This window comes from Glaciimonas sp. CA11.2, from assembly GCF_034314045.1.
Classification (GTDB): domain Bacteria; phylum Pseudomonadota; class Gammaproteobacteria; order Burkholderiales; family Burkholderiaceae_D; genus Glaciimonas.
Genome location: NZ_JAVIWL010000001.1, coordinates 942,117 through 963,067, shown reverse-complemented (window position 1 = coordinate 963,067; position 20,951 = coordinate 942,117). Strand labels below are relative to the sequence as shown.

Annotated in this window: 17 protein-coding genes; 9 read left to right on the top strand and 8 right to left on the bottom strand. The window is 49.1% G+C overall.

Going from position 1 to position 20,951, the window contains the following annotated elements; all coding sequences use genetic code 11:
- Positions 1-15: 15 nt before the first annotated feature.
- A complete protein-coding gene (locus RGU75_RS04100; protein ID WP_322233265.1) occupies positions 16-1,059 on the bottom strand; it encodes a type IV pilus twitching motility protein PilT in 1,044 nt (347 codons plus the stop codon).
- 151 nt (positions 1,060-1,210) lie between these two features.
- On the opposite strand from RGU75_RS04100, the gene RGU75_RS04095 reads away from it, so the two are divergent.
- Complete coding sequence (locus RGU75_RS04095) at positions 1,211-1,912, top strand: YggS family pyridoxal phosphate-dependent enzyme (RefSeq protein ID WP_322240216.1); 702 nt, start codon at positions 1,211-1,213, stop codon at positions 1,910-1,912.
- Positions 1,913-2,026: 114 nt separating this feature from the next.
- Positions 2,027-2,851 (top strand): pyrroline-5-carboxylate reductase, encoded by an 825-nt coding sequence (proC, locus tag RGU75_RS04090; RefSeq protein ID WP_322233263.1) that lies wholly within the window; start codon positions 2,027-2,029, stop codon positions 2,849-2,851.
- Positions 2,852-2,983: 132 nt separating this feature from the next.
- On the opposite strand, the gene RGU75_RS04085 is transcribed toward proC, so the two are convergent.
- From RGU75_RS04085 to recG, 4 genes are all read right to left on the bottom strand, one after another.
- Positions 2,984-3,307, bottom strand: coding sequence for a DUF883 family protein (locus RGU75_RS04085; RefSeq protein WP_322233261.1), 324 nt, complete (start codon positions 3,305-3,307; stop codon positions 2,984-2,986).
- Positions 3,308-3,388: 81 nt separating this feature from the next.
- Entirely contained in the window at positions 3,389-4,243 is an 855-nt protein-coding gene (gene ubiA, locus RGU75_RS04080) for a 4-hydroxybenzoate octaprenyltransferase (protein ID WP_322233259.1), read from the bottom strand.
- Between the two features lie 293 nt (positions 4,244-4,536).
- Positions 4,537-5,484, bottom strand: coding sequence for a LysR substrate-binding domain-containing protein (locus RGU75_RS04075; RefSeq protein WP_322233256.1), 948 nt, complete (start codon positions 5,482-5,484; stop codon positions 4,537-4,539).
- Positions 5,485-5,707: 223 nt separating this feature from the next.
- Positions 5,708-7,834, bottom strand: a complete 2,127-nt coding sequence (gene recG, locus RGU75_RS04070) for an ATP-dependent DNA helicase RecG (RefSeq protein WP_322233254.1) — start codon at positions 7,832-7,834, stop codon at positions 5,708-5,710.
- Positions 7,835-8,048: 214 nt separating this feature from the next.
- On the opposite strand from recG, the gene queA reads away from it, so the two are divergent.
- From queA to secF, 5 genes are all read left to right on the top strand, one after another.
- Complete coding sequence (gene queA, locus RGU75_RS04065) at positions 8,049-9,116, top strand: tRNA preQ1(34) S-adenosylmethionine ribosyltransferase-isomerase QueA (RefSeq protein ID WP_322233252.1); 1,068 nt, start codon at positions 8,049-8,051, stop codon at positions 9,114-9,116.
- A gap of 143 nt (positions 9,117-9,259) precedes the next feature.
- On the top strand, positions 9,260-10,387 hold the full coding sequence (tgt, locus tag RGU75_RS04060) for a tRNA guanosine(34) transglycosylase Tgt (protein WP_322233250.1): 1,128 nt from the start codon (positions 9,260-9,262) through the stop codon (positions 10,385-10,387).
- A gap of 182 nt (positions 10,388-10,569) precedes the next feature.
- Positions 10,570-10,917, top strand: a complete 348-nt coding sequence (gene yajC, locus RGU75_RS04055) for a preprotein translocase subunit YajC (protein WP_322233248.1) — start codon at positions 10,570-10,572, stop codon at positions 10,915-10,917.
- Positions 10,918-11,355: 438 nt separating this feature from the next.
- Positions 11,356-13,215, top strand: a complete 1,860-nt coding sequence (gene secD, locus RGU75_RS04050) for a protein translocase subunit SecD (RefSeq protein WP_322233246.1) — start codon at positions 11,356-11,358, stop codon at positions 13,213-13,215.
- A gap of 119 nt (positions 13,216-13,334) precedes the next feature.
- Positions 13,335-14,279 (top strand): protein translocase subunit SecF, encoded by a 945-nt coding sequence (secF, locus tag RGU75_RS04045; protein ID WP_322233244.1) that lies wholly within the window; start codon positions 13,335-13,337, stop codon positions 14,277-14,279.
- A 138-nt stretch (positions 14,280-14,417) separates the two neighbouring features.
- On the opposite strand, the gene RGU75_RS04040 is transcribed toward secF, so the two are convergent.
- From RGU75_RS04040 to RGU75_RS04030, 3 genes are all read right to left on the bottom strand, one after another.
- Complete coding sequence (locus tag RGU75_RS04040) at positions 14,418-14,726, bottom strand: hypothetical protein (RefSeq protein WP_322233242.1); 309 nt, start codon at positions 14,724-14,726, stop codon at positions 14,418-14,420.
- A gap of 11 nt (positions 14,727-14,737) precedes the next feature.
- On the bottom strand, positions 14,738-16,072 hold the full coding sequence (locus RGU75_RS04035; RefSeq protein WP_322233240.1) for an acyclic terpene utilization AtuA family protein: 1,335 nt from the start codon (positions 16,070-16,072) through the stop codon (positions 14,738-14,740).
- Between the two features lie 128 nt (positions 16,073-16,200).
- A complete protein-coding gene (locus tag RGU75_RS04030) occupies positions 16,201-17,499 on the bottom strand; it encodes a citrate:proton symporter (protein WP_322233238.1) in 1,299 nt (432 codons plus the stop codon).
- Between the two features lie 193 nt (positions 17,500-17,692).
- Here RGU75_RS04030 and RGU75_RS04025 point away from each other — a divergent pair, with 193 nt between their 5' ends.
- On the top strand, positions 17,693-18,610 hold the full coding sequence (locus RGU75_RS04025; RefSeq protein WP_322233236.1) for a LysR family transcriptional regulator: 918 nt from the start codon (positions 17,693-17,695) through the stop codon (positions 18,608-18,610).
- Between the two features lie 325 nt (positions 18,611-18,935).
- A complete protein-coding gene (locus tag RGU75_RS04020; RefSeq protein ID WP_322233234.1) occupies positions 18,936-20,762 on the top strand; it encodes an ABC transporter ATP-binding protein/permease in 1,827 nt (608 codons plus the stop codon).
- The last annotated feature ends 189 nt before the right edge of the window (positions 20,763-20,951 follow it).

The following is a 20,951-nucleotide window of genomic DNA, read 5'->3' as shown; positions in this document are numbered from 1 at the left end:
GTAATTTTTTAAATACTAACCTGGAAAATTATCTGGCGTCTTCGCCGCAGCGCGGGCCGTGGCCACGGAGATAATATTGCGTTTTACCAGATCGGTCAGATTACTATCAAGTGTTTGCATGCCAACGTTGCTGCTCGTTTGAATGGTTGAATACATCTGTGCAATTTTGCTATCGCGAATCAGACTACGGATCGCTGGGGTTCCCAGCATGATTTCATGGGCAGCGACGCGACCGGTGCCGTCTTTTGTTTTAAGAAGTGTTTGCGAAATCACAGCTTGCAAGGATTCAGACAGCATCGCCCTCACCATTTCTTTTTCCTCGCCCGGAAATACGTCGACTATGCGGTCAATGGTCTTGGCTGCGGAAGAGGTGTGCAATGTACCGAACACCAAATGACCGGTTTCAGCCGCTGTCAGGGCCAGTCGGATGGTTTCCAGATCGCGTAATTCGCCGACCAGAATGACATCTGGATCTTCCCGCAATGCTGATCGCAGTGCATTGTCGAACGAGTGGGTGTGCGGCCCGACTTCGCGTTGATTGATCAGACATTTATTCGACTGATGAACAAATTCAATCGGATCTTCAATCGTCAGAATGTGGGCATATTCGTTTTCATTGACGTGATTAACCATCGCTGCCAGCGTAGTGGATTTGCCAGAACCGGTCGGCCCCGTAACCAACACCAAACCACGCGGTTTCAACGCAAGCTCAGTAAAAATACGCGGTGTATTAAGTTGTTCAAGAGAAAGAATTTTGGACGGAATCGTCCGCATGACCGCTGCCGCACCGCGATCCTGATTAAAGGCATTCACGCGAAATCGGGCTAATCCAGGAATTTCAAACGAAAAATCGCATTCCAGATTTTCTTCATATACTTTACGTTGGCCGTCGTTCATGATGTCATAAATCATGCTGTGAACGGCTTTGTGATCCAGCGGCGGCAGATTAATGCGGCGTACATCGCCATTTACCCGGATCATTGGTGGCAGCCCCGCAGATAAATGCAAGTCGGAAGCCTTGTTCTTAACCGAAAAGGCCAGAAGTTCGGTAATGTCCATTTATAATCCCTGAGCTATTTTGTTTCGCTAACGATGAAAAGTGTTGCTGGTCCGCTCGCGGTACCGGCGCGTTTGAATGAGTATTAATGCAGTGTATTTACGGGTATTACGTTTGACCATGTGCCGAACGGCAAATTCAACCAAGTCGATTATGTCCTCAATCTCTCAGAAGTTGCAAGCTGTGCACGAAAGTATCCTGAACGCGACGACCCGGGCGTCGCGTCCGCTCGACACCGTGGCGTTATTAGCCGTATCAAAAACATTTGGTGCCGAAGCGGTATTAGAGGCAATTGCCGCTGGTCAACGTGCTTTTGGTGAGAATTATCTGCAGGAAGCATTAGACAAGATGGTGAAGGTCAGTGCATCTGGATTGGCCAGCGGTATTGAATGGCATTTTATTGGGCCAATTCAAAGCAATAAGACACGACCTATTGCCGAGCATTTTGATTGGGTCCATACGATTGAGCGTGAAAAAATTGCACAGCGTTTGTCCGATCAACGGCCGCCGGAACGCGTGCCGTTGAATGTTTGCCTGCAAATAAATATTAGCGGTGAGGCTAGCAAAAGTGGCGTGTCACCCGATCAGGCGCTCACCGTAGCACATGCCATTGCCGCTTTGCCCCGTTTGAGGTTAAGAGGTTTGATGGCGATCCCGGAAGCTACTGACGACGTGGTCCGGCAGCGCGCAGCATTCCGCCAGGTGAGAGAATTATTTGAACATTTACAAGGTGGCGGATTGGCATTGGATACCTTATCAATGGGGATGTCGGCTGACATGGATTCCGCGATTGCAGAAGGCGCCACGATTGTACGTATTGGCAGTGCTATTTTTGGGCAGCGGGATTATTCCTGATGCTGATTCTGGCCGATCATGATCGATCAGCCCAGATCGTTGCTGAAACCACGTGCTGTGATTGATGCGCAATATTATACAAAAAACACCTATTAATAATGATTGGGAAATAAGATGGAACAGAAGCTAAAAATAAGCTTTATCGGCGGTGGCAACATGGCGACTGCCTTGATTGGCGGTTTGGCTGGGACCGTCACCGAGGGTGTAAATATACATGTGGTGGATGTTAATTCTGCGGCGCTTCAAAAACTTGCACAGCGATTTTTAGTCACCACATCGACCGAAATCGATGCCACCGTCAGCGGCAGTGATGTTGTCGTTTTGGCCGTAAAACCGCAACAAATGAAGCAGGTAATTACCGCTTTGTTGCCTTACGTCAATGGTCAGCTAATACTTTCCATTGCTGCTGGAATTCAAGCTGTGGATTTATCTCGTTGGTTAAATGGCCACAATGCGATCGTCCGTTGTATGCCCAATACCCCCGCACTTATCGGTAAAGGAATTACCGGCATGGTCGCAACCGCTGGAGTATCCCCACAGCAGCACGCTATGGCCGACTTGATTATGTGTGCAGTTGGTTCAACTATTTGGCTGGATGATGAAGCGTTGATTGATTCTGTTACCGCGATTTCCGGCAGCGGCCCGGCTTATGTGTTTTACTTTATCGAGGCGATGCAGCAAGCGGCCCAGGAATTGGGGTTGACTCCTGAACAAGGCAACGCATTAGCGATTGCGACCTTTGTTGGCGCATCCCAGTTAGCTGTAGAGTCTTCCGATCCGGTGTCGATTTTACGTGAGCGGGTAACGTCAAAAGGCGGCACCACTTATGCAGCCTTAAACAGTTTGGAGGCGAGCGGAGTAAAGGCGTCCATCATCGAGGCAGCGAAAGCGGCAGCGTTGCGTGGCAAGGAGTTAGGCGAAGAATTTGGGCGTGATTAACGAAGCGATAAAAACAGGGATATTTTGCTCTTCCTGGACAGCTTAACGAAAGATTGCCGGAAGGCCGACCCAGTTTAAAAAGGCGTAAACGATTTTCGTTTGCGCCTTTTTTTACCAAAATTTATGTAATTCTTACTTGCTGCGACCAATCACGATGCCAGCCAGCAGACCAATCGCCGCAGCCACGCCGACAGCTTTCCATGGATTCCCGCCAACGTATTCGTCGGTGACATGTGCGGCGTGCTTGCTTTTTTCTACCGCTTTTTTTGTCACTTTCGGGAGTTCTGATTTTGCGCTCTGTAAGGCTGCTTTCAGCTTCTCACGGGCGACTTTGAAACGGTCATCTACCTGATCACCTGTTGCATCGATAAGGTCTTGCGCATCTTGCATAACAGATTTCAGTCCGCCGCCTAAGTTCTCGCGACCGTCTTTTATGGATTCGTTATTAATAGCCATAATTTACCTCTTTCATGTGAGTGAGCAAAACAATTAATTCGAAATGGTTCTATAGGAAAATTAGAATAATTGTATGATTTATTATCGTAAAGCATAGTCAAGTACAACGCCACAAAATAGTGCCGCACCGAGCCAATTGTTATGCCGGAATGCGGCGAAACAACGGGCTCGATCACGACCTCGTATCAGAATGTAATGATAGATTGCAAACAAACTTGCTACCAATAAACCCGCGCTGAACCACCCACGCAAACCGTACTGCCAGCCAACAAAAAACAGCAATAAAAAACAGATGGCATAGCAGATCATCACAGCTAAAACATCAAAACGACCAAATGTAATGGCTGAGGTTTTTATGCCGATATGGAGATCATCTTCACGATCCACCATTGCATATTCAGTGTCGTAGGCAATCGCCCAAAATACATTTGAGATCAACAAAATCCATACTAGTAGTGGTACAGCATTTTGAACGGCAGCAAAACTCATTGGTATGCCAAAGCCGAATGCGATACCCAGATATGCTTGCGGTATTGCAAAAAAACGTTTGAAATAAGGATACGTTCCAGCGATGATCACGGCCACGACCGAGAGTTGTTTGGTATAGGTGTTCAGGGGTATGATCAGCAATAATGCCGCGACAGCCAACACAGCCGCAACCATCAATGCTTCCCAACTGGCAATCTTGCCGCTTGTTAAAGGGCGCAGAGCGGTACGTGAAACATGTTTATCGAAATCGCGATCAGCATAATCGTTGATGGCGCAACCGGCGGACCGCATCAAAACCGTGCCCACTGCAAAAATCAAGACTAGCTTCCAATCCGGTTTGCCATCGCTCGCTAACCAGAGAGCGATGAGAGTCGGCCACAGCAATAACAGGATGCCGATGGGTTTGTCGATGCGGATGAGTTGGCAGTAAAGTTTAAATCGGTTCATGGTTTCTAATCGTGGTGTCTTTATCTATCTGCACTCTTTGCGTTTGGATAGATAAAGAACATGCTGGCGCGCTAACAGTCGTTTCTTTATTTGGTAAATATTGATGATGCAAAAAATAAATAAAGAGCTTACATAACCAGCGGTGACACTTTCCAGTCGGTATGTCGTTTATTCTGCTTTACTCTTGGTGCCGTTTGCCTGATGGTCGGCCAAAGACTCCGTGCTAGTAAGCCAATAGTTGGCCGGATGCTGCCATTTAAACGATGGTTTCTGAAGTGGCGATTAACCCGCAATCATCCCTCAATCACTTTTTCATCTGGCAGAAAGCTCACTCCTGGCAAACCGCATGCCAGCACCGCTTGCCGGACTGACTCGATTGCGGCAAGTCGGGTAAAACTTTTGCGCCACGCAATCACGACGCGTCGTGATGGACGAGGAGAGGAAAACGGAATGTAGCGCAGGTTACCCTCTTTCGTATCCATGTCGGGCACGGATGCACGTGGTAACGCAGTGATGCCGATACCGGACGCGACCATGTGGCGGATTGTTTCCAATGATGAACCTTCAAAAGTTCGGGCTATACCGTCACCGGTTGTGGAGAAGCGAGACATTTCCGGGCACACTTCTAACACCTGATCGCGGAAGCAATGGCCGTTGCCAAGCAGCAGCATGGTTTCTGATTTTAAATCTTCTGCACTAATATTTTTACGACTGGCCCAGTCGTGATCCTTAGGTAGCGCGACGACAAATTCTTCGTCGTAAAGCGGTTGCACCATCAGACCGTGCTCCTGAAATGGCAATGCCATGATGGCAGCGTCTAACTCCCCTTGACGTAATAATTCAAGCAGCCGCACTGTAAAATTTTCTTGCAAAACCAAGGGCATTTGGGGGACGCGGTCGATCATGGTTTTGACCAGCGGCGGTAGCAAATAAGGGCCAACGGTATAAATAATGCCAAGTCTTAGCGGGCCAGCTAACGGGTCTTTATTTTGATTTGCGATCTCGCGGATGGTGGCTGTTTGTTCCAATACCCGTTCGGCCTGCGCGACAATTTGCAAACCCAATGGCGTGATGGAAATTTCACTGCCACCGCGCTCAAAAATCACAACACCCAGTTCCTCTTCCAGCTTTCTAATGGCAACGGACAGAGTCGGTTGTGCGACAAAGCAGGCTTCCGCTGCATGGCCAAAATGTTTTACGCGGGCTACGGCGACGATATATTTTAGTTCGGTTAGAGTCATGTCATTATCTTCGCATATTTTTTAAGACGTTTTTTTACAATTGAATAATTGGGACATCATCGTGATGTACATCAAGCGGGCATCAAGGCGTGCATTAAAGGATGCATCAAACAGCGCATCAAGTCGCACACCGTATCCAATATATTCAGGGCAGCAGCACAATAAAACTGACAATAATACGATGGCCGCTACGTTACTGTACGGCGTGTGACCGTAGCAGATTTTACACCTTCAAAAAATCTTCGCGGCCAGCAAGCCAGCGCGCCAGATGTGCCTCGACTGTTATCACGTTTTCTGGCGTTGAATGGTGCAAAAGACTCTCTGCGAGCGCGCTTGCCTGATCGACGATCCATTGATCAGTACTCAAGTCCGCAAAGCGCAGCATGGCTTGTCCAGATTGACGCGCTCCTAAAAATTCTCCAGGGCCGCGTATTTCCAGATCACGACGTGCAATCTCAAAGCCATCCGTCGTTTCTCTCATTGTCATGAGACGCTGCTTAGCAATCGGGCCTAATGGACTTTGATATAGTAACAAACATACGCTGGCCGCGAGGCCACGTCCAACCCGGCCCCGTAATTGATGTAATTGCGACAAGCCAAAGCGCTCTGCGTGTTCGATTACCATCAAAGAGGCATTGGGTACGTCGACACCGACTTCGATCACGGTTGTGGCGACCAGCACGTGAATATTACCGGCTATGAAGGCCTCCATGACAGCTTGCTTTTCGGCGGGCTTAAGACGCCCGTGCACGAGGCCAATCTGCAAGTCTGGCAGCGCTTCGACCAGCATCGCATAGGTATCCGTCGCAGTTTGTAATTGCAAGGCCTCAGACTCTTCGATCAAGGGGCAGACCCAATACACCTGGCGACCTTCCTGTGCCGCGGCGTGGACGCGTTGGATGACTTCTTCACGACGATTCTGGTCGACGCTGCGGGTTACGATCGGGGTGCGTCCAGGTGGGAGCTCGTCGATGACAGAAATTTCCAGATCTGCGTAATAGGTCATCGCTAGCGTACGCGGAATCGGCGTTGCGCTCATCATCAATTGATGTGGCACTACCTCGGATGCGACGGCATCCGGATTACTGCTTTCGGTCGTCGATTTTTGCCTTAGCGTCAGGCGCTGACCGACACCGAAACGATGCTGTTCATCGACAATTACTAGCCCAAGTTTGAAAAATTGCACGGTTTCCTGGATCAACGCATGCGTGCCGATGACCAATTGCGCCTCTCCGGACGCAATGCGCACCAACGATGCGAGTTTTTCTTTTTTCTTTAAACTACCGGTTAGCCAAGCCACGCTGATACCTAACGGTTCCATCCAGCCAGCAATTTTACGGAAATGCTGATCTGCCAGGATTTCCGTCGGGGCCATCAAAACTGCTTGAAAGCCGCTATCGATTGCTTGCGCAGCGGCTAGCGCGGCAACCACGGTTTTGCCGCTGCCGACATCGCCTTGAAGCAAGCGCTGCATCGGAAATGGCTCCTTGATATCGGTGCGAATCTCTGCCATCACCCGCTGTTGTGCGGCAGTCAGGGTGAACGGCAACGTTTTTAAAAAAGCATCGGATAATGCGCCGATCAACGGAAGCGCCCGCGCATTTTGGGCGCGACGTGCGAATTGCGCACGTTTTAGCGACAACTGTTGGGCCAATAGTTCATCAAATTTCATTCGTACCCACGCAGGGTGAGAACGATCTGCCAACGCTCCTTCGTCAATTTCAGGCGGTGGATTATGTAATAAACGGACAGCTGGCTCAAACGGGACTAATTGATAGGTTTTTAGCTGGGCCGGGGATAAAGTGTCACGCCATTCTATTTTTTGCATGGCATCGGCGATTGATTTGCGCAGAAAAAGTTGCGACAAACCTTCGCCTGACGGATAAACGGGCGTTAATGCGCTTGGCAGCGGCGCACCCTCAAGGACGATTTTGTAGGTTGGATGGACTACCTCGGCACCAAAAAAACCGTGCCGGATTTCGCCGCGCGCACGAACGCGTGTGCCGACCGCCAATTGCGTGATTTGGCTGCCGTAAAAATTGAGAAACCGCATCATCAACTGACCACTGTCATCTGCCAATGTCACAACCAGTTGGCGCCGTGGCCGATATTGAACGTCGCAGGCGCTGACAATGCCTTCGACTTGTGCGACGGTGGTTCCCATCATACTAGCCTGATGGATGGTGACGACCTGGGTTTCGTCCTCATAGCGGGCTGGCAGATGCAACACCAGATCCATATCGGTACGTAAGCCGAGGCGTGCTAACTTGGTTTCCCTGCTCGCAGCAGGGGCTTTGGCGGGCTTACGAAGTTTGGTGGCAGATGATGGTTTTCGCGTTGGTTCAGGCATATAGGCCGTAAATGTGGCGGCTGGGCGTAAAATAGCGGGTTGTTTGAGGTTAATACAGAACTTATGCAAAACTTATGCAATATAAGCGCAACGCCTGGTCCTTAGAGTTGTGCCATTGTAAAGGCTACTCGACACATTCGTAAGGTGCATAAACCTTAAGTGTTGATAGATCGGATATTTTTAATCTTATTATTTACTCAGTTATTAGTTAAGTATGCATTCTCTTTCCGATTACGATTTCACCCTACCACCCGAATTGATTGCGCAACTGCCGTTGAGCGAGCGTAGCGCCTCTCGTTTATTGCATGTTGACGATGCATCGTTTGGCGCATTAGATGGTGCGTCATTAATTGATCGCCAGTTTACGGATGTGGTGGATTTGCTATCACCCGATGATTTATTGGTATTCAACGATACCCGCGTATTGAAAGCCCGTTTCTTTGGTGTCAAAGCGACTGGCGGCAAAGTCGAGGTACTGGTCGAACGCGTGATCGATAACCGCACCGTGCACGCGCAGGTGCGCGCGTCAAAATCGCCGCAAACGGGGACGCAGATACGTTTAGCTGAAGCTTTTGACGTCACCGTCGGCAAGCGTGTCGGTGAGTTTTTTACACTGATATTCCCAGCGGATGTATTCGAACTGATCGAGACGCATGGTCGCTTGCCGTTGCCGCCCTACATAGAGCACACGGCAGACGCGTTCGACGAGACGCGCTATCAGACCGTCTATGCGAAGCAACCTGGTGCCGTAGCGGCGCCGACTGCAGGCTTGCATTTCGATTTGGCGTTGCTCGAGCGTTTGCGTGAAAAAGGCATCGGTTTTGCCTACGTCACCTTGCACGTCGGGGCCGGGACTTTCCAGCCGGTACGTACTGAAAACCTTGCCGACCATAAAATGCATACAGAGTGGTACACAATCGATTCTGCGACTGTGGAGGCAGTCCGGGCGACCAAGGCCGCTGGTGGTAACGTCGTCGCTGTGGGAACTACTAGCTTGCGTGCGCTGGAATCAGCTTCCCAAACCGGTGAATTGCTGGCCGGCGGTGCCGATACTGCGTTATTTATAACGCCGGGTTATCGCTTTAAGACTGTTGATCGTCTCATTACCAATTTCCATTTGCCGAAATCGACATTGCTGATGTTAGTGTCGGCTTTTGCCGGTTACGATGTGATCAAGGCAGCTTACGCGCACGCGATTTTACAAAAGTATCGGTTTTTTAGCTATGGCGATGCCATGTTGCTTACTTATCGGCGAAGTAGCGGTAAAGGTGCCGAAAAATGAAATGATATTGCGTTTATGCTGGGCTACGTTGTAGAGCATTTGTTCTGTGATCGCCCGCAATATAAAATGCAAAGCGCGTGACGGCGCGTTTGATGATGTCAGGCGTGCCAAAGTGCGTGCCAAAAATACAATTGAGAATCCATATGCTTGAATTTACGCTGCTTAAAACTGAAGGAAACGCACGCCGAGGCCGCGTTAAACTCAATCACGGTATAGTCGAAACACCGATTTTCATGCCAGTCGGCACATACGGTTCAGTCAAGGCCATGTCGCCGCTGGAACTAAAAGAGATCGACGCACATATTATCTTGGGTAATACCTTTCATCTGTGGTTGCGCCCGGGTATCGAAGTCGTCAAAAAGTTTGGTGGTCTTCATAAATTTATGGGCTGGGACAAGCCGATCTTGACAGATTCCGGCGGATTTCAGGTGTTTTCTCTCGGGGCGATGCGCAAGATTACCGAAGAAGGTGTCAAGTTTTCATCGCCTATTAATGGTGATAAGTTATTTTTGTCGCCGGAAGTATCGATGCAAATTCAGAAAGTCCTGAATTCTGACATCGTGATGCAGTTTGATGAGTGTACGCCGTACGAAATTGACGGTCGTCCTGCCACGCAAGTTGAGGCAGCTGAGTCGATGCGCATGTCTTTGCGCTGGGCCAAGCGCTCGCAAGATGAGTTCATTGGCGGCGAAAACTCCAATGCTTTGTTCGGCATAGTCCAGGGCGGAATGTTTGAACATTTGCGCGATGAGTCGTTGGCGGGTCTAAGCGAGCTGGATTTCCATGGCGTGGCGATTGGCGGTCTGTCGGTCGGCGAGCCAAAAGAAGAAATGATGCGCGTACTGGAACATATCGGCCCTAAGTTGCCAGCCAACAAGCCGCATTATTTAATGGGTGTCGGCACGCCGGAAGATCTGGTGGCCGGTGTTCAAAGCGGCATTGACATGTTTGACTGCGTTATGCCGACGCGAAACGCGCGAAACGGTTGGTTGTTCACGCGTTTTGGTGATGTGAAAATCAAAAATGCGCGCTATAAAGAGGATATTCAACCGCTTGATGAAACCTGCGGTTGCTATGCATGCCAAAACTTTTCACGTGCTTATTTACATCATTTGCACCGCACTGGGGAGATTCTGGGCGCGCGTTTAAATACGATTCATAACTTGCATTACTACCTCGATTTAATGCAAAACATTCGTAATTCTCTCGATGTCGGGGGATTTTCGGCATTTGTAGAGCAATTTCATGCAGATCGCGCGCGCGGGGTTTAACGAAGAAATACTGCAAAAAAGTGCCAAAAACTGGCAAAAAATAGGTAATTAAGAGGGAGAAGTCGCAAATCACTCAGCGTTGCCCCATAAGCATCTGCCTAGTATTTAGGCAGTATGCTATTCCTGGGCCGCCCAATGCTAAAATGCGAGGCTATTTTAAAACAACCATCAGGAGCATTCTCGTGTTTATTACTACTGCACATGCGCAGACTGCGCCCGCCGCCACAGCATCTACAGGCCCTTTTGGTCTGGGTGGCAATCTGACTAGTTTCCTGCCGATCATCTTGATGTTCGTCGTTTTATACTTCCTGATGATTCGTCCGCAGATGAAACGTCAGAAAGAACAAAAATCCATGATGGATGCTTTGGGTAAGGGCGACGAAGTCGTCACAACCGGCGGCATTCTGGGTAAAGTTGTAAAAGTCGCTGATGGTTACGTGACGTTGGAAATCGCCAGTGGCACTGAAGTTACTCTGCAAAAAAACGCAGTGACAACATTGCTGCCTAAAGGCACGATCAAAGCACTGTAAGCACCTCGCTGATTGCTGGCGTGATAAGAACGTTCACTGATAATTTTACGATTTGGGCTTTAAGCGTGAGTTTATTGGTTGCATAGTGGTTGCTTACTATTCACCCATTGCTCGCTCTCATAAATTGTGATTTTATCGGTGAGGCGTTCTTAATATCATCAGGTTCAGTAGTGGTTGTGGATGTGAGTATTGAATCGTAAAAGTTGAAAAGCCAAATTTTTGCCGTTTTGCCAATAGCTTCGCTATTGATCATAAAAACCGACAAAATTTGTTTTTCTTAGTAATTTTTCGCCTTGAATCCTCGCCTTGATTCCTGAAGTGAGACGCTGTCTGTTTTATCAGACGTTTCTATCGGTATCGGGCATTATTTTTAGTAGTACGAGTATGTTGCAAATTGCGTTTTGCAAGTTGCGGACTCACACCAAACGCTGAATCACTATGAATCGCTATCCAATCTGGAAATATATTGTGATCGTCATCGCGCTGTTGTTTGGCGTGCTGTACACACTGCCGAATTTTTTTGGCGAATCACCTGCGGTACAAATCAGCAGCATAAAGTCTACCCTGAAGGTAGATAGTGCGTTGAGTGGGAGGGTGGAACAGGTTCTGGACCAAGCCAATCTGGCGCCCCTCAATGTTATCTTTGATAATGCCGGTGCCGAAGGCTCGGTGCGTGCGCGTTTCAAGGATACGGACACCCAGTTCAAGGCTAAGACCGTACTGGAAAAAGCATTAAATACCGATCCGACCGATCCAACTTATAGCGTCGCGTTTAATCTGGTCCCGAATACGCCGCAATGGCTACAAAGTATTCACGCGTTCCCTATGTTTCTTGGGCTTGATTTGCGCGGCGGAGTGTATTTCCTGATGCAAGTTGATGTTAAGGCGGTCGCCAACAAGCGCATTCAGGGTTTGCAATCAAGTGCTCGCAGCATTTTGCGCGACAAGGATATACGTTATAGCGGTATTGATCGTAACGGTGATGCGATTGAAATCAGTTTCCGCGATCAAGATACTCTGGGCAAGGCAAAAACCTTACTGGCAGATCAATTGCCGGAGCTGACGCTGACCGATGGACCAGTTGGTGCCGATCCAAAGCTGATTGCGACCTTGAAAGCGGATGTGTTGAAAACAACCACTGATCAGAGCGTGCAGCAAAATATTCTGACGTTGTCCAAGCGCGTCAACGAGTTGGGTGTTGCCGAACCGATCATTCAACGCCAAGGCGCTGATCGCATCGTGGTGCAGTTGCCGGGTGTGCAAGATGTAGCGCGCGCCAAGGACATTATTGGTCGTACCGCCACCCTGGAAGTGCGGATGGTCGATGAGTCAGTTACGCGCGGTACCGAGGCAACTGCCGCTGTGCCGTTTGGTTCTGAATTGTTCAAGATTGGCAAGAACGCCCCGGTGGTTTTGTACAAAGATCCCGTACTGACCGGCGACTATATCTCTAACGCGTCTGTGTCGTTTGATCAAAATCATCAGCCAGCGGTGAGTATTGATTTGAATGGTGATGGCGGGCGCAAGATGCGCGCTGCTACACGCGACAAAATCGGTAAAGCGATGGCAGTCGTTCTGTTTGAAAAAGGCAAGGGCGAAGTCCTGACGGTAGCAACAATTCAAAGTGAGTTGGGTTCCAGCTTTCAGATTACGGGCATGGGTACGCCACAAGCGGCTGCCGATCTGTCGTTGTTGATGCGTGCTGGTTCGCTGGCTGCACCAATGGAAATTATTGAAGAGCGGACCATCGGACCGCAACTCGGTGCCGAGAATATCAAAAAAGGTTTTGATTCAACCATGTACGGCTTCCTGGTGGTCTCGATCTTCATGATCGCGTACTACTTGTTATTTGGTGCGTTTAGTGTGATTGCGTTGTCGGTCAATCTGTTGCTTCTGGTAGCAGTATTATCGACGCTGCAAGCAACCTTGACGCTGCCCGGTATCGCCGCGATCGCGTTGACACTCGGTATGGCAATTGATGCCAACGTGCTGGTGAACGAGCGGATACGAGAAGAATTACGCAAAGGGAACTCACCGCAAGCGGCGATTGCTTTGGGCTTCGAGCATGCCTGGCATACCATTCTCGACTCTAATGTGACCGCATTAATTGCCGGTATTGCGTTGCTGACGTTTGGTTCAGGTGCGATTCGCGGCTTTGCAGTGGTGCATTGCCTTGGTATTCTGACCTCGATGTTTTCAGCGGTGTTCTTCTCGCGTGGTTTGGCCAATTTGTGGTACGGCCGCCGTAAGAAACTGACATCATTGTCGATTGGTAAAGTCTGGACGCCGGGCGATTAATTGTTTGTCTGTTGTCTGATAAAAATTGCTAAAGTAATTGTTGATATGACCGGAGTGCCAATTTTTACTCCCTGCAGTGCAGGTTAGAAAGATGGCACGGTCGAACTGAAAGGTCTGTGATGGAATTTTTCCGAATTAAAAAAGATATTCCGTTTATGCGCCACGCATTGATTTTGAATGCGGTGTCAGCGCTAACGTTTGTCTTAGCCGTGTTTTTCCTTTTTCATAAAGGATTGCATTTATCGATCGAATTCACCGGTGGTACAGTGATGGAGCTGACGTACAGTCAACCGGCAAATATCGACGGCATCCGCAAGACGGTCGAAGATATTGGTTTTACTGACAATCAGATCCAAAGTTTTGGTACTGCGCAGGATGTCTTGATTCGCCTTCCAGCCAAAAAAGGCGTCAGTTCATCTCAACAGAGTGAGACTGTTTTGACTGCGTTGAAGGCCGTGAATCCTGACGTTCAGTTGAAACGCACCGAGTTTGTCGGGCCGCAGGTTGGTGACGAACTGGCACATGACGGTTTGATGGCATTGCTGTTCGTGATTATTGGTATCGTTATCTATCTGGCGATTCGCTTTGAGTGGAAATACGCAGTCGCAGCGATCATCGCTAACTTGCATGATGTGGTGATTATTCTAGGATTTTTTGCCTTCTTCCAGTGGGAATTTTCTCTTACCGTATTGGCGGCAGTATTGGCCGTATTGGGATATTCCGTCAATGAATCGGTGGTGGTGTTTGACCGGGTTCGCGAGACATTCCGTGACCGAAAATACGGCAAAATGGCGACGCCGGATGTATTGAATCACGCGATTACAAGCACAATCTCTCGCACAATTATCACTCACGGTAGTACCGAAATCATGGTGTTATCAATGCTGATATTCGGCGGCCCAACGCTGCATTATTTTGCTGCTGCGCTGACCATCGGTATTCTGTTTGGTATTTATTCTTCGGTATTTGTCGCTGCTGCGCTGGCTATGTGGTTGGGTGTTAAGCGCGAAGATCTGATCAAGCCGATTAAAGAAAAAGATGAAACTGAAGGCGCTGTAGTTTAAGTGTCAGTTTGAAATCCCAGTTTGACTCCCGATCAGCCCCGTTAAGAAAAACGGGGCTTTTTTTCGTCTGTTGCTGACGTCTTTGCAATTATCAGTATGGATATGACTGCTCAGTTATTTATGCGGCCACTGAGCACTTTAAGCGTCAGGGATGTTGAGACTCAGTAACGCTGAACTAAGGCATTTTCCATGTGCATCAAGCGCTAGCGAGCGAGTAACGCCGCCGCCGAGTGCTTTCTGCAAAACAAAATTCATAGCGCCGAGGTTGGGTAGCATATAGCGGACGACTTCGCCAAATACGATATCGGCGAAGTGCGCTTTCACTACCTCGGCGGTGACATATTTTTCTAATAGTGGATAGTCTTTGCCATCATAAGCAATGAGCGAAAGGTTAGAAATATCTCCCTTGTCGCCAGCGCGAGAATGGGCAATATCGCGAAGCTTCATGTCAGGTCTCCTTATGCTGAATAGTGAATAGAGGTCATGACCGAAGCCTCCGGCAGCAACGTTGAGCGCACGGCAACCACATCTTTCGCCACCTTGGTTGCACCGCCGCCGCCAGCTGGTCCGCAGGTATATAAAGTCTCAACTTCATTACCGATGCGGATGGCTTCTTTCAGGCTGTCGGTACGCGCTACTACGCGGATGCGGACTTCGTACGGCTCCGAATCTGGCATACTTAAGCCAGCGCCATGGATAGCATTGACGCCGATTAAGTCATACCGGATTTCGTCAACTTTCACTTCGGTTGTTTTCAATCTTTCAGCAACAATATCTAGCGCGAATTGAGCGCGTGCCAAGGCACCGGGACCGGCATACGACATTTGTCCTTCACCGATATAACTATCGATGTAGCCAATCGATACCTTTAGCATGCCGGTCTTTGGATGGCCTGTCGCGCCATGAATGGCGACCCGATCCGTACCGATTTCGGAGATCGTTACTGCAGAGAAGTCGGCCACGACATCTGGCGTCAAATAGGCCGCCGGATTATGAATTTCGTAGAGCAGTTGTTCCTTGCATGTCGCGGCCGTGACCCGCCCGCCAGAACCAGCCACCTTGGTAATAATCACGCTGCCATCCTCGGATACCTCGCCAATCGGAAAGCCCAACCGTGCCAGGTCAGGGACGTCCTTATAACCTGGGTCAGCAAAATAACCACCGGTAATTTGCCCTGCGCATTCGAGCAAATGGCCTACTAACGTACCTTGCCCGAGTCGATGCCAATCGTCCATCTCCCATCCAAACGCATGAATCAGCGGTGCGAGAACTAAGGCCGGATCGGCCACACGGCCGGTGACGATCACGTCTGCGCCTTGGGCCAAGGCATCCACCAACGGTTGGGCGCCAAGATAAGCGTTGGCAGACAGTAAGCGCTCGCCCAATGCCATCACTGGACTGCCACTCTCGTCTACATAATGACCTTGCTGAAGGATGGACAAAACGTCATCGCCAGAAATCGCAGCAATTTTCAGTTTGGTCAAACCCAGTGATAACGCAATCTCCTTAATCTTGGCGGCGGCGCCAAGTGGGTTTGCGGCACCCATATTGGTAATGATTTTGATCCCTTTTTCGCTGCAAATCCGCAATACCGCCTGCATCCTGTCTGCGAGCAGCGGATCGTAACCCAGCGTAGGATCTTTCATTTTTGCTTGTTGGGCCAAGGCAATCGTGCGCTCTGCAAGGCATTCGAATATCAAATAGTCGATATTGCCTTTTTCGGCCAGTTCAATTGCTGGCTCAATGCGGTCGCCCGAGTAGCCAGCACCGGCTCCAATACGGATATGTTTCATTATTTCTCCTTTCACCTAGCGCCTGTATTCGGACGCCAGCCATCAAAGTGGACATTATTAATTCGGCACTATCGATATAAAAATACCAACGTAGATAACACTGGTCACGGTCATCATTGGGCCTAACGTTACAGCGGAAAAATCCCGAGAATAACGCAAGCGATGGTCATCACAATTGATGCTGCAAATAGATATTTGAACGTGTATTTTTGATGATCAGCCAGATCGATTCCGGCAAGTCCTGCGACCAAAAATGTGGCTGGTGTCAGCGGACTGATAGGAAATCCTGTCGTCATCTGACCCAATAATGCCGCCTGTGCCACCTGGATCGGCGGCACACCCAGCATATGACTGACCTCCGCGACTACCGGAAGCACGCCGAAATAAAACGAGTCGGGATCGAACAGTAAAGAGAGCGGCATCGACAGCAATCCCAGCACCACAGGAATATGCGACGCCATTGAGGGTGGCACCAAGGCGACCGCTGCCTTTGCCATCGCCGAAAGCATGCCTGATTTGGTCATGATGCCGGTAAATACGCCTGCCGCAAATAGAATGCTGGCCATCAGCAATGCCGCTTTAGCATGTGCGTCGACGCGGGCGCGTTGCATGTCCACGTTCGGGTAATTGATCATCAGCGCGAGGACGACGCCAACCATAAACATCACCACTGGATCAATCTTGCCGCTGATCATGACGCCAAGGACGATCACTGTTAGTGCAATGTTGATCCAGAAATTGCGAGGCCGACGAATCTGCTTTTCGAGATCGGTCAATTCATGCTTGTGGACAAATCCGATCGGCGCGCCGTTGGTCAGACCTAAACGGATTTCCTCTTTCCGGCCCAACCAATAGGACACTCCGAAAACAAATACCAGACCGATCAGTTGAATCGGTATCAATGGAGTGAAAATTTCGCTTACCGGTATATGAAGCGCAGCCGAAGCACGGATCATCGGGCCAGTCCATGGTAAAAAATTTACGCCGGCTGCCAGCGATGCAACACAAGCGAGAACCCGTTTGTCTATACCAAGCCGCGTATACAGCGGCAGCATCGCTGGAATTGTCACCAGAAAGGTTACCGCGCCCGAGCCGTCAAGATGGATCAGCAATGCCAGCAACGCTGTGCCGGGAACAATGCGCGTCGGACGACTTCCCACCACCCGCAAGATGCCGCTGATGACGGGGTCGAGCATGCCTGCGTCAGTGACGATTCCGAAGAACAAAATAGCAAATACGAACATTCCTGCGACGGGCGCAATATTGGTAATGCCGGCGACAATGAATTTTGAGGTTTCCAGCCCGAAGCCACCGATCAGCGCGGCAATAATTGGTATGGCAATAAGCGCCACCAACGGCGACATTTTTTTGGTGAGGATCATCGTCAGCAATACGATAATCGTGATAAATCCGAGCAGTGCCAGCATGTTGTCTCCAGGTTTTTTAAATATGCTTATCTAGGTAGCATTTGGGTATATTCTGAATGGCTTTATTTATATTGTAAAATTAGATTTTTAGATGAATTAATCGGTAATTGAGATTAATTGACCGTCAAATCAAAATGCGAGTGGTGGGTGTAGCGAACACTAACTTTTCTCAATCTATCGTTGAGCCGAACGTATGCAGCCTAATATCTCCACAAAGTTACTCCACGCGTTTCTTGCCCTCAACGAGTGCCGGCATTTTACGCGGGCGGCGCAGCGATGCCATTTGTCGCAGTCGGCATTTAGCGTGGTGATTCAAAAATTGGAGACGACAGTCGGTACGCAACTGGTCGAGCGCGATACACGTAACGTCACACTCACTGCAGAAGGTGAAATTTTTGTGGAAGTGGCGCGCAGTCTTGTTGCTGATATCGAATCCGCATTTTCGGATATGGCCGATTACGTGGCTCGCCGTAAAGGACGGGTATCCATGGCGGCACTGCCATCGTTGGCCGCCAATGGCTTACCGGCGGTGATTGCGGCGTATAAAAAACAATTTCAGGGGATTAGCGTTCAGCTTTATGACGCGCTATCCGATCAATGTCTGGAATTGTTGCGATTGGGAAAGGTCGATCTGGTGGTGACCGCACCTGGCGCTCGTTTGATGGAGTTTGAGACGAGAACGCTTTGCAGTGATCCGTTTTACCTCGTTTGCCGACGGGATCATCCTTTGGCGGAAAAAACGAGTATCGCCTTAACCGACTTAACCGGCTGCGATTTGATTCACCTGGCGAAGTCCACTAGCGTGCGGCAAAAGGTCGATCTTCTTATCCGCAATATAGCGGTCAACGATACGGGATTCGAAGTCGAGCATTTAGCGACAGTAGCGGGGCTAATCGAGCACGGCTTGGGCATAAGCTTGGTTCCTGCGCTCACTTTATTCCAATTTCGACAGTTGAATCTGAAGGCGATTCCGGTCGAAACCGAGGGCGTAATCCGTCCGATATATATCGTGAAACAAAAGGATCGCAATCTCTCTATCGCCGCACGGGGAATGTTCGATTTGATCGTGGCAAGCTTTCAAAACCCTGCATTGCCAGATCCATACCTATGATCTCGATTCTGCGCTGACCGTTTAGCTAATCGGCTCTTTCAGGCAATTATCCAGCGAAGATGATGGTAGCGCTAGCCGAGAAGACATGCCGTAACCAGAGCGCTCCGTTACATCTATTGAATGAGATCCAGCGTATAAAAAAGCAAGATATTAAGTCTACAGGCATAATTAGATCGGTCGTGAACTGAGGCGTGCTCCTATCGTCATAACGCTATCCACCAAAAAATGTTTGGCATTGTCGGCATTGGATTTTTGTACAGAATTGTTGTAAATCAATATTCAAAAAAATGATGCGCCAATTGGCGATTAGCGGACAGGAGTAAAGATGGATTGGAATAATGCGCTGCTGGAAAGCCTGATATGGATCAGTAAGGCTTTCGTTATCAGCATTATCTGCTTGACCCTGATCGTGCTGATTCTGGCGCGTTTTACAACCTGGGGGAAACAGTTTAGCCGGCTAACAGCGGATTTTTTTAATCCTGCAAGAAGTAAGCAACCATTAATCTGGTTAGTTGGGATTGTTATTCTGACCCTTTCTTCGGTGCGAATGACTGTTCTATTTTCATTTTGGAGCAACGGTCTTTACAGTGCGTTGCAAAAATTGGATGCCAAAACGTTTTGGGCCATGATGATGATTTTTTCCATCTTGGCTACCGTTCACGTTTTCCGTGTGTTAGTTAATTTTTATGTGCGGCAGGCTTTTTTGATTCATTGGCGCGTGTGGCTTACCAACAATTTGGTGGATCGCTGGCTGGCCAATCAAGCCTATCACCGCACACAATTTGTTGCGCAAAAAATCGATAACCCCGACCAACGTATTCAGCAGGATGTAGAAGGTTTTGTGTCAAGTTCGCTGACCTTATCGATGGGCGTGCTGGATTCGGTCGTTTCACTCTTCTCGTTTAGTATTATCTTATGGGGCTTGTCTGGCGCGCTGGCAATGTTTGGTATTGAGATCCCGCGCGGCATGGTATTTGTGGTTTATATTTACGTACTGATCGCCACAATTTTTGCAGTAAAAGTTGGTCATCCATTGATGCGATTAGCGTTCTTAAGCGAAAAATTTAACGCGGATTTTCGTTATGCATTGGTCCGCATACGCGAATATGCGGAAAGTATCGCTTTTTTTCGTGGTGAGAATGTTGAGCGCAACACGTTGGGTATCCGTTTCGGCAATTTGATTGGCAACATGTGGGCGATCGTTTCTCGATCCCTGAAGTTTCAAGGCTTGAATCTCGTCATTAGTCAGATCGCGGTAGTGTTTCCCCTAATCATTCAAGCGCCACGTTTTTTCAGTAAACAGATTACGTTGGGCGACATGATGCAAACGGCGCAAGCATTTGGGCAAGTCCAGGATGCGCTTTCGTTTTTCCGTAATGCGTATGATGATTTTGCAAGCTATCGGGCGATTATGAATCGCCTTACAGGCTTCCTTGATTCGATCGACGCCGCACAACAGTTACCGGGCGCTCAGATCGATTATCAACAGAATGCGTTTATCGTCGACGGGCTGACGGTCAAAACGCCAACGCAGGTGGCGTTGGTAGAAAATCTAAGTTTTAGTTTGATGCCAGCGTCGTCGCTTCTAATACGCGGTCGTTCGGGTGTCGGAAAGACTACATTGTTGCGTGCAGTTTCTGGATTGTGGCCTTACGTTGAGGGCGATGTGGTACGTCCGGACGTTGAGCACGCTTTATTTCTACCGCAAAAGCCGTATCTTCCTTTGGGTACGCTGCGTACCGCCTTGCATTATCCAAACCTTGTGCTTAACGATGATAGCGCAGCTGAAGTGCTGCGCCAGTGCCAACTCGGACATTTGATTGGGCGGCTCGATGATCCGGCTGACTGGACGCAAATACTATCGCTAGGTGAACAACAACGGCTGGCAATTGGCCGCGTGTTATTGAGTCGACCGCAAGTCGTTTTTCTCGATGAGGCGAGTTCGGCAATGGATGAAGGGTTGGAGCATGCGATGTATCAATTAATGCGCGAATCGTTGCCGCAATTGATCATGGTCAGCGTTGGGCATAGGAGCAGTTTAGCGATGTTCCACGCCCAGGAATTGGTCTTGCTTGGCAGTGGAAAATGGCGGCTCGGGGCGATGGAAGGTTGGCTGGATGCTTCCGAAACGCCGCTGCTACCGGTGGTTTGACGGGTTTGCACACCCGGTCAGTTTAATCGAATGATTTTGTTTTTGATTTGGTTACGCCGGGTCAAGAGCTTCAAAATACTTTTTATGGTGCGACTATTTTTATAGTCCTAAAATATTAAGTCGAAAAAAATGGCTACCGTAAGTAGCCATTTTTTTGTCGGGCAAGGGAAACGCAGCAACCTAAACTAC

Excerpts from the sequence above, each read along its gene's own strand:
- RGU75_RS04035 (WP_322233240.1), bottom strand. The coding sequence starts at position 16,072 with ATGAAACATATCCGTATTGGAGCCGGTGCTGGCTACTCGGGCGACCGC.
- tgt (WP_322233250.1), top strand. The coding sequence starts at position 9,260 with ATGCTTGAATTTACGCTGCTTAAAACTGAAGGAAACGCACGCCGAGGC.
- secD (WP_322233246.1), top strand. The coding sequence starts at position 11,356 with ATGAATCGCTATCCAATCTGGAAATATATTGTGATCGTCATCGCGCTG.
- queA (WP_322233252.1), top strand. The coding sequence starts at position 8,049 with ATGCATTCTCTTTCCGATTACGATTTCACCCTACCACCCGAATTGATT.
- RGU75_RS04100 (WP_322233265.1), bottom strand. The coding sequence starts at position 1,059 with ATGGACATTACCGAACTTCTGGCCTTTTCGGTTAAGAACAAGGCTTCC.
- secF (WP_322233244.1), top strand. The coding sequence starts at position 13,335 with ATGGAATTTTTCCGAATTAAAAAAGATATTCCGTTTATGCGCCACGCA.
- RGU75_RS04075 (WP_322233256.1), bottom strand. The coding sequence starts at position 5,484 with ATGACTCTAACCGAACTAAAATATATCGTCGCCGTAGCCCGCGTAAAA.
- RGU75_RS04095 (WP_322240216.1), top strand. The coding sequence starts at position 1,211 with ATGTCCTCAATCTCTCAGAAGTTGCAAGCTGTGCACGAAAGTATCCTG.
- proC (WP_322233263.1), top strand. The coding sequence starts at position 2,027 with ATGGAACAGAAGCTAAAAATAAGCTTTATCGGCGGTGGCAACATGGCG.
- RGU75_RS04030 (WP_322233238.1), bottom strand. The coding sequence starts at position 17,499 with ATGCTGGCACTGCTCGGATTTATCACGATTATCGTATTGCTGACGATG.
- RGU75_RS04025 (WP_322233236.1), top strand. The coding sequence starts at position 17,693 with ATGCAGCCTAATATCTCCACAAAGTTACTCCACGCGTTTCTTGCCCTC.
- RGU75_RS04020 (WP_322233234.1), top strand. The coding sequence starts at position 18,936 with ATGGATTGGAATAATGCGCTGCTGGAAAGCCTGATATGGATCAGTAAG.
- RGU75_RS04040 (WP_322233242.1), bottom strand. The coding sequence starts at position 14,726 with ATGAAGCTTCGCGATATTGCCCATTCTCGCGCTGGCGACAAGGGAGAT.
- RGU75_RS04085 (WP_322233261.1), bottom strand. The coding sequence starts at position 3,307 with ATGGCTATTAATAACGAATCCATAAAAGACGGTCGCGAGAACTTAGGC.
- recG (WP_322233254.1), bottom strand. The coding sequence starts at position 7,834 with ATGCCTGAACCAACGCGAAAACCATCATCTGCCACCAAACTTCGTAAG.
- ubiA (WP_322233259.1), bottom strand. The coding sequence starts at position 4,243 with ATGAACCGATTTAAACTTTACTGCCAACTCATCCGCATCGACAAACCC.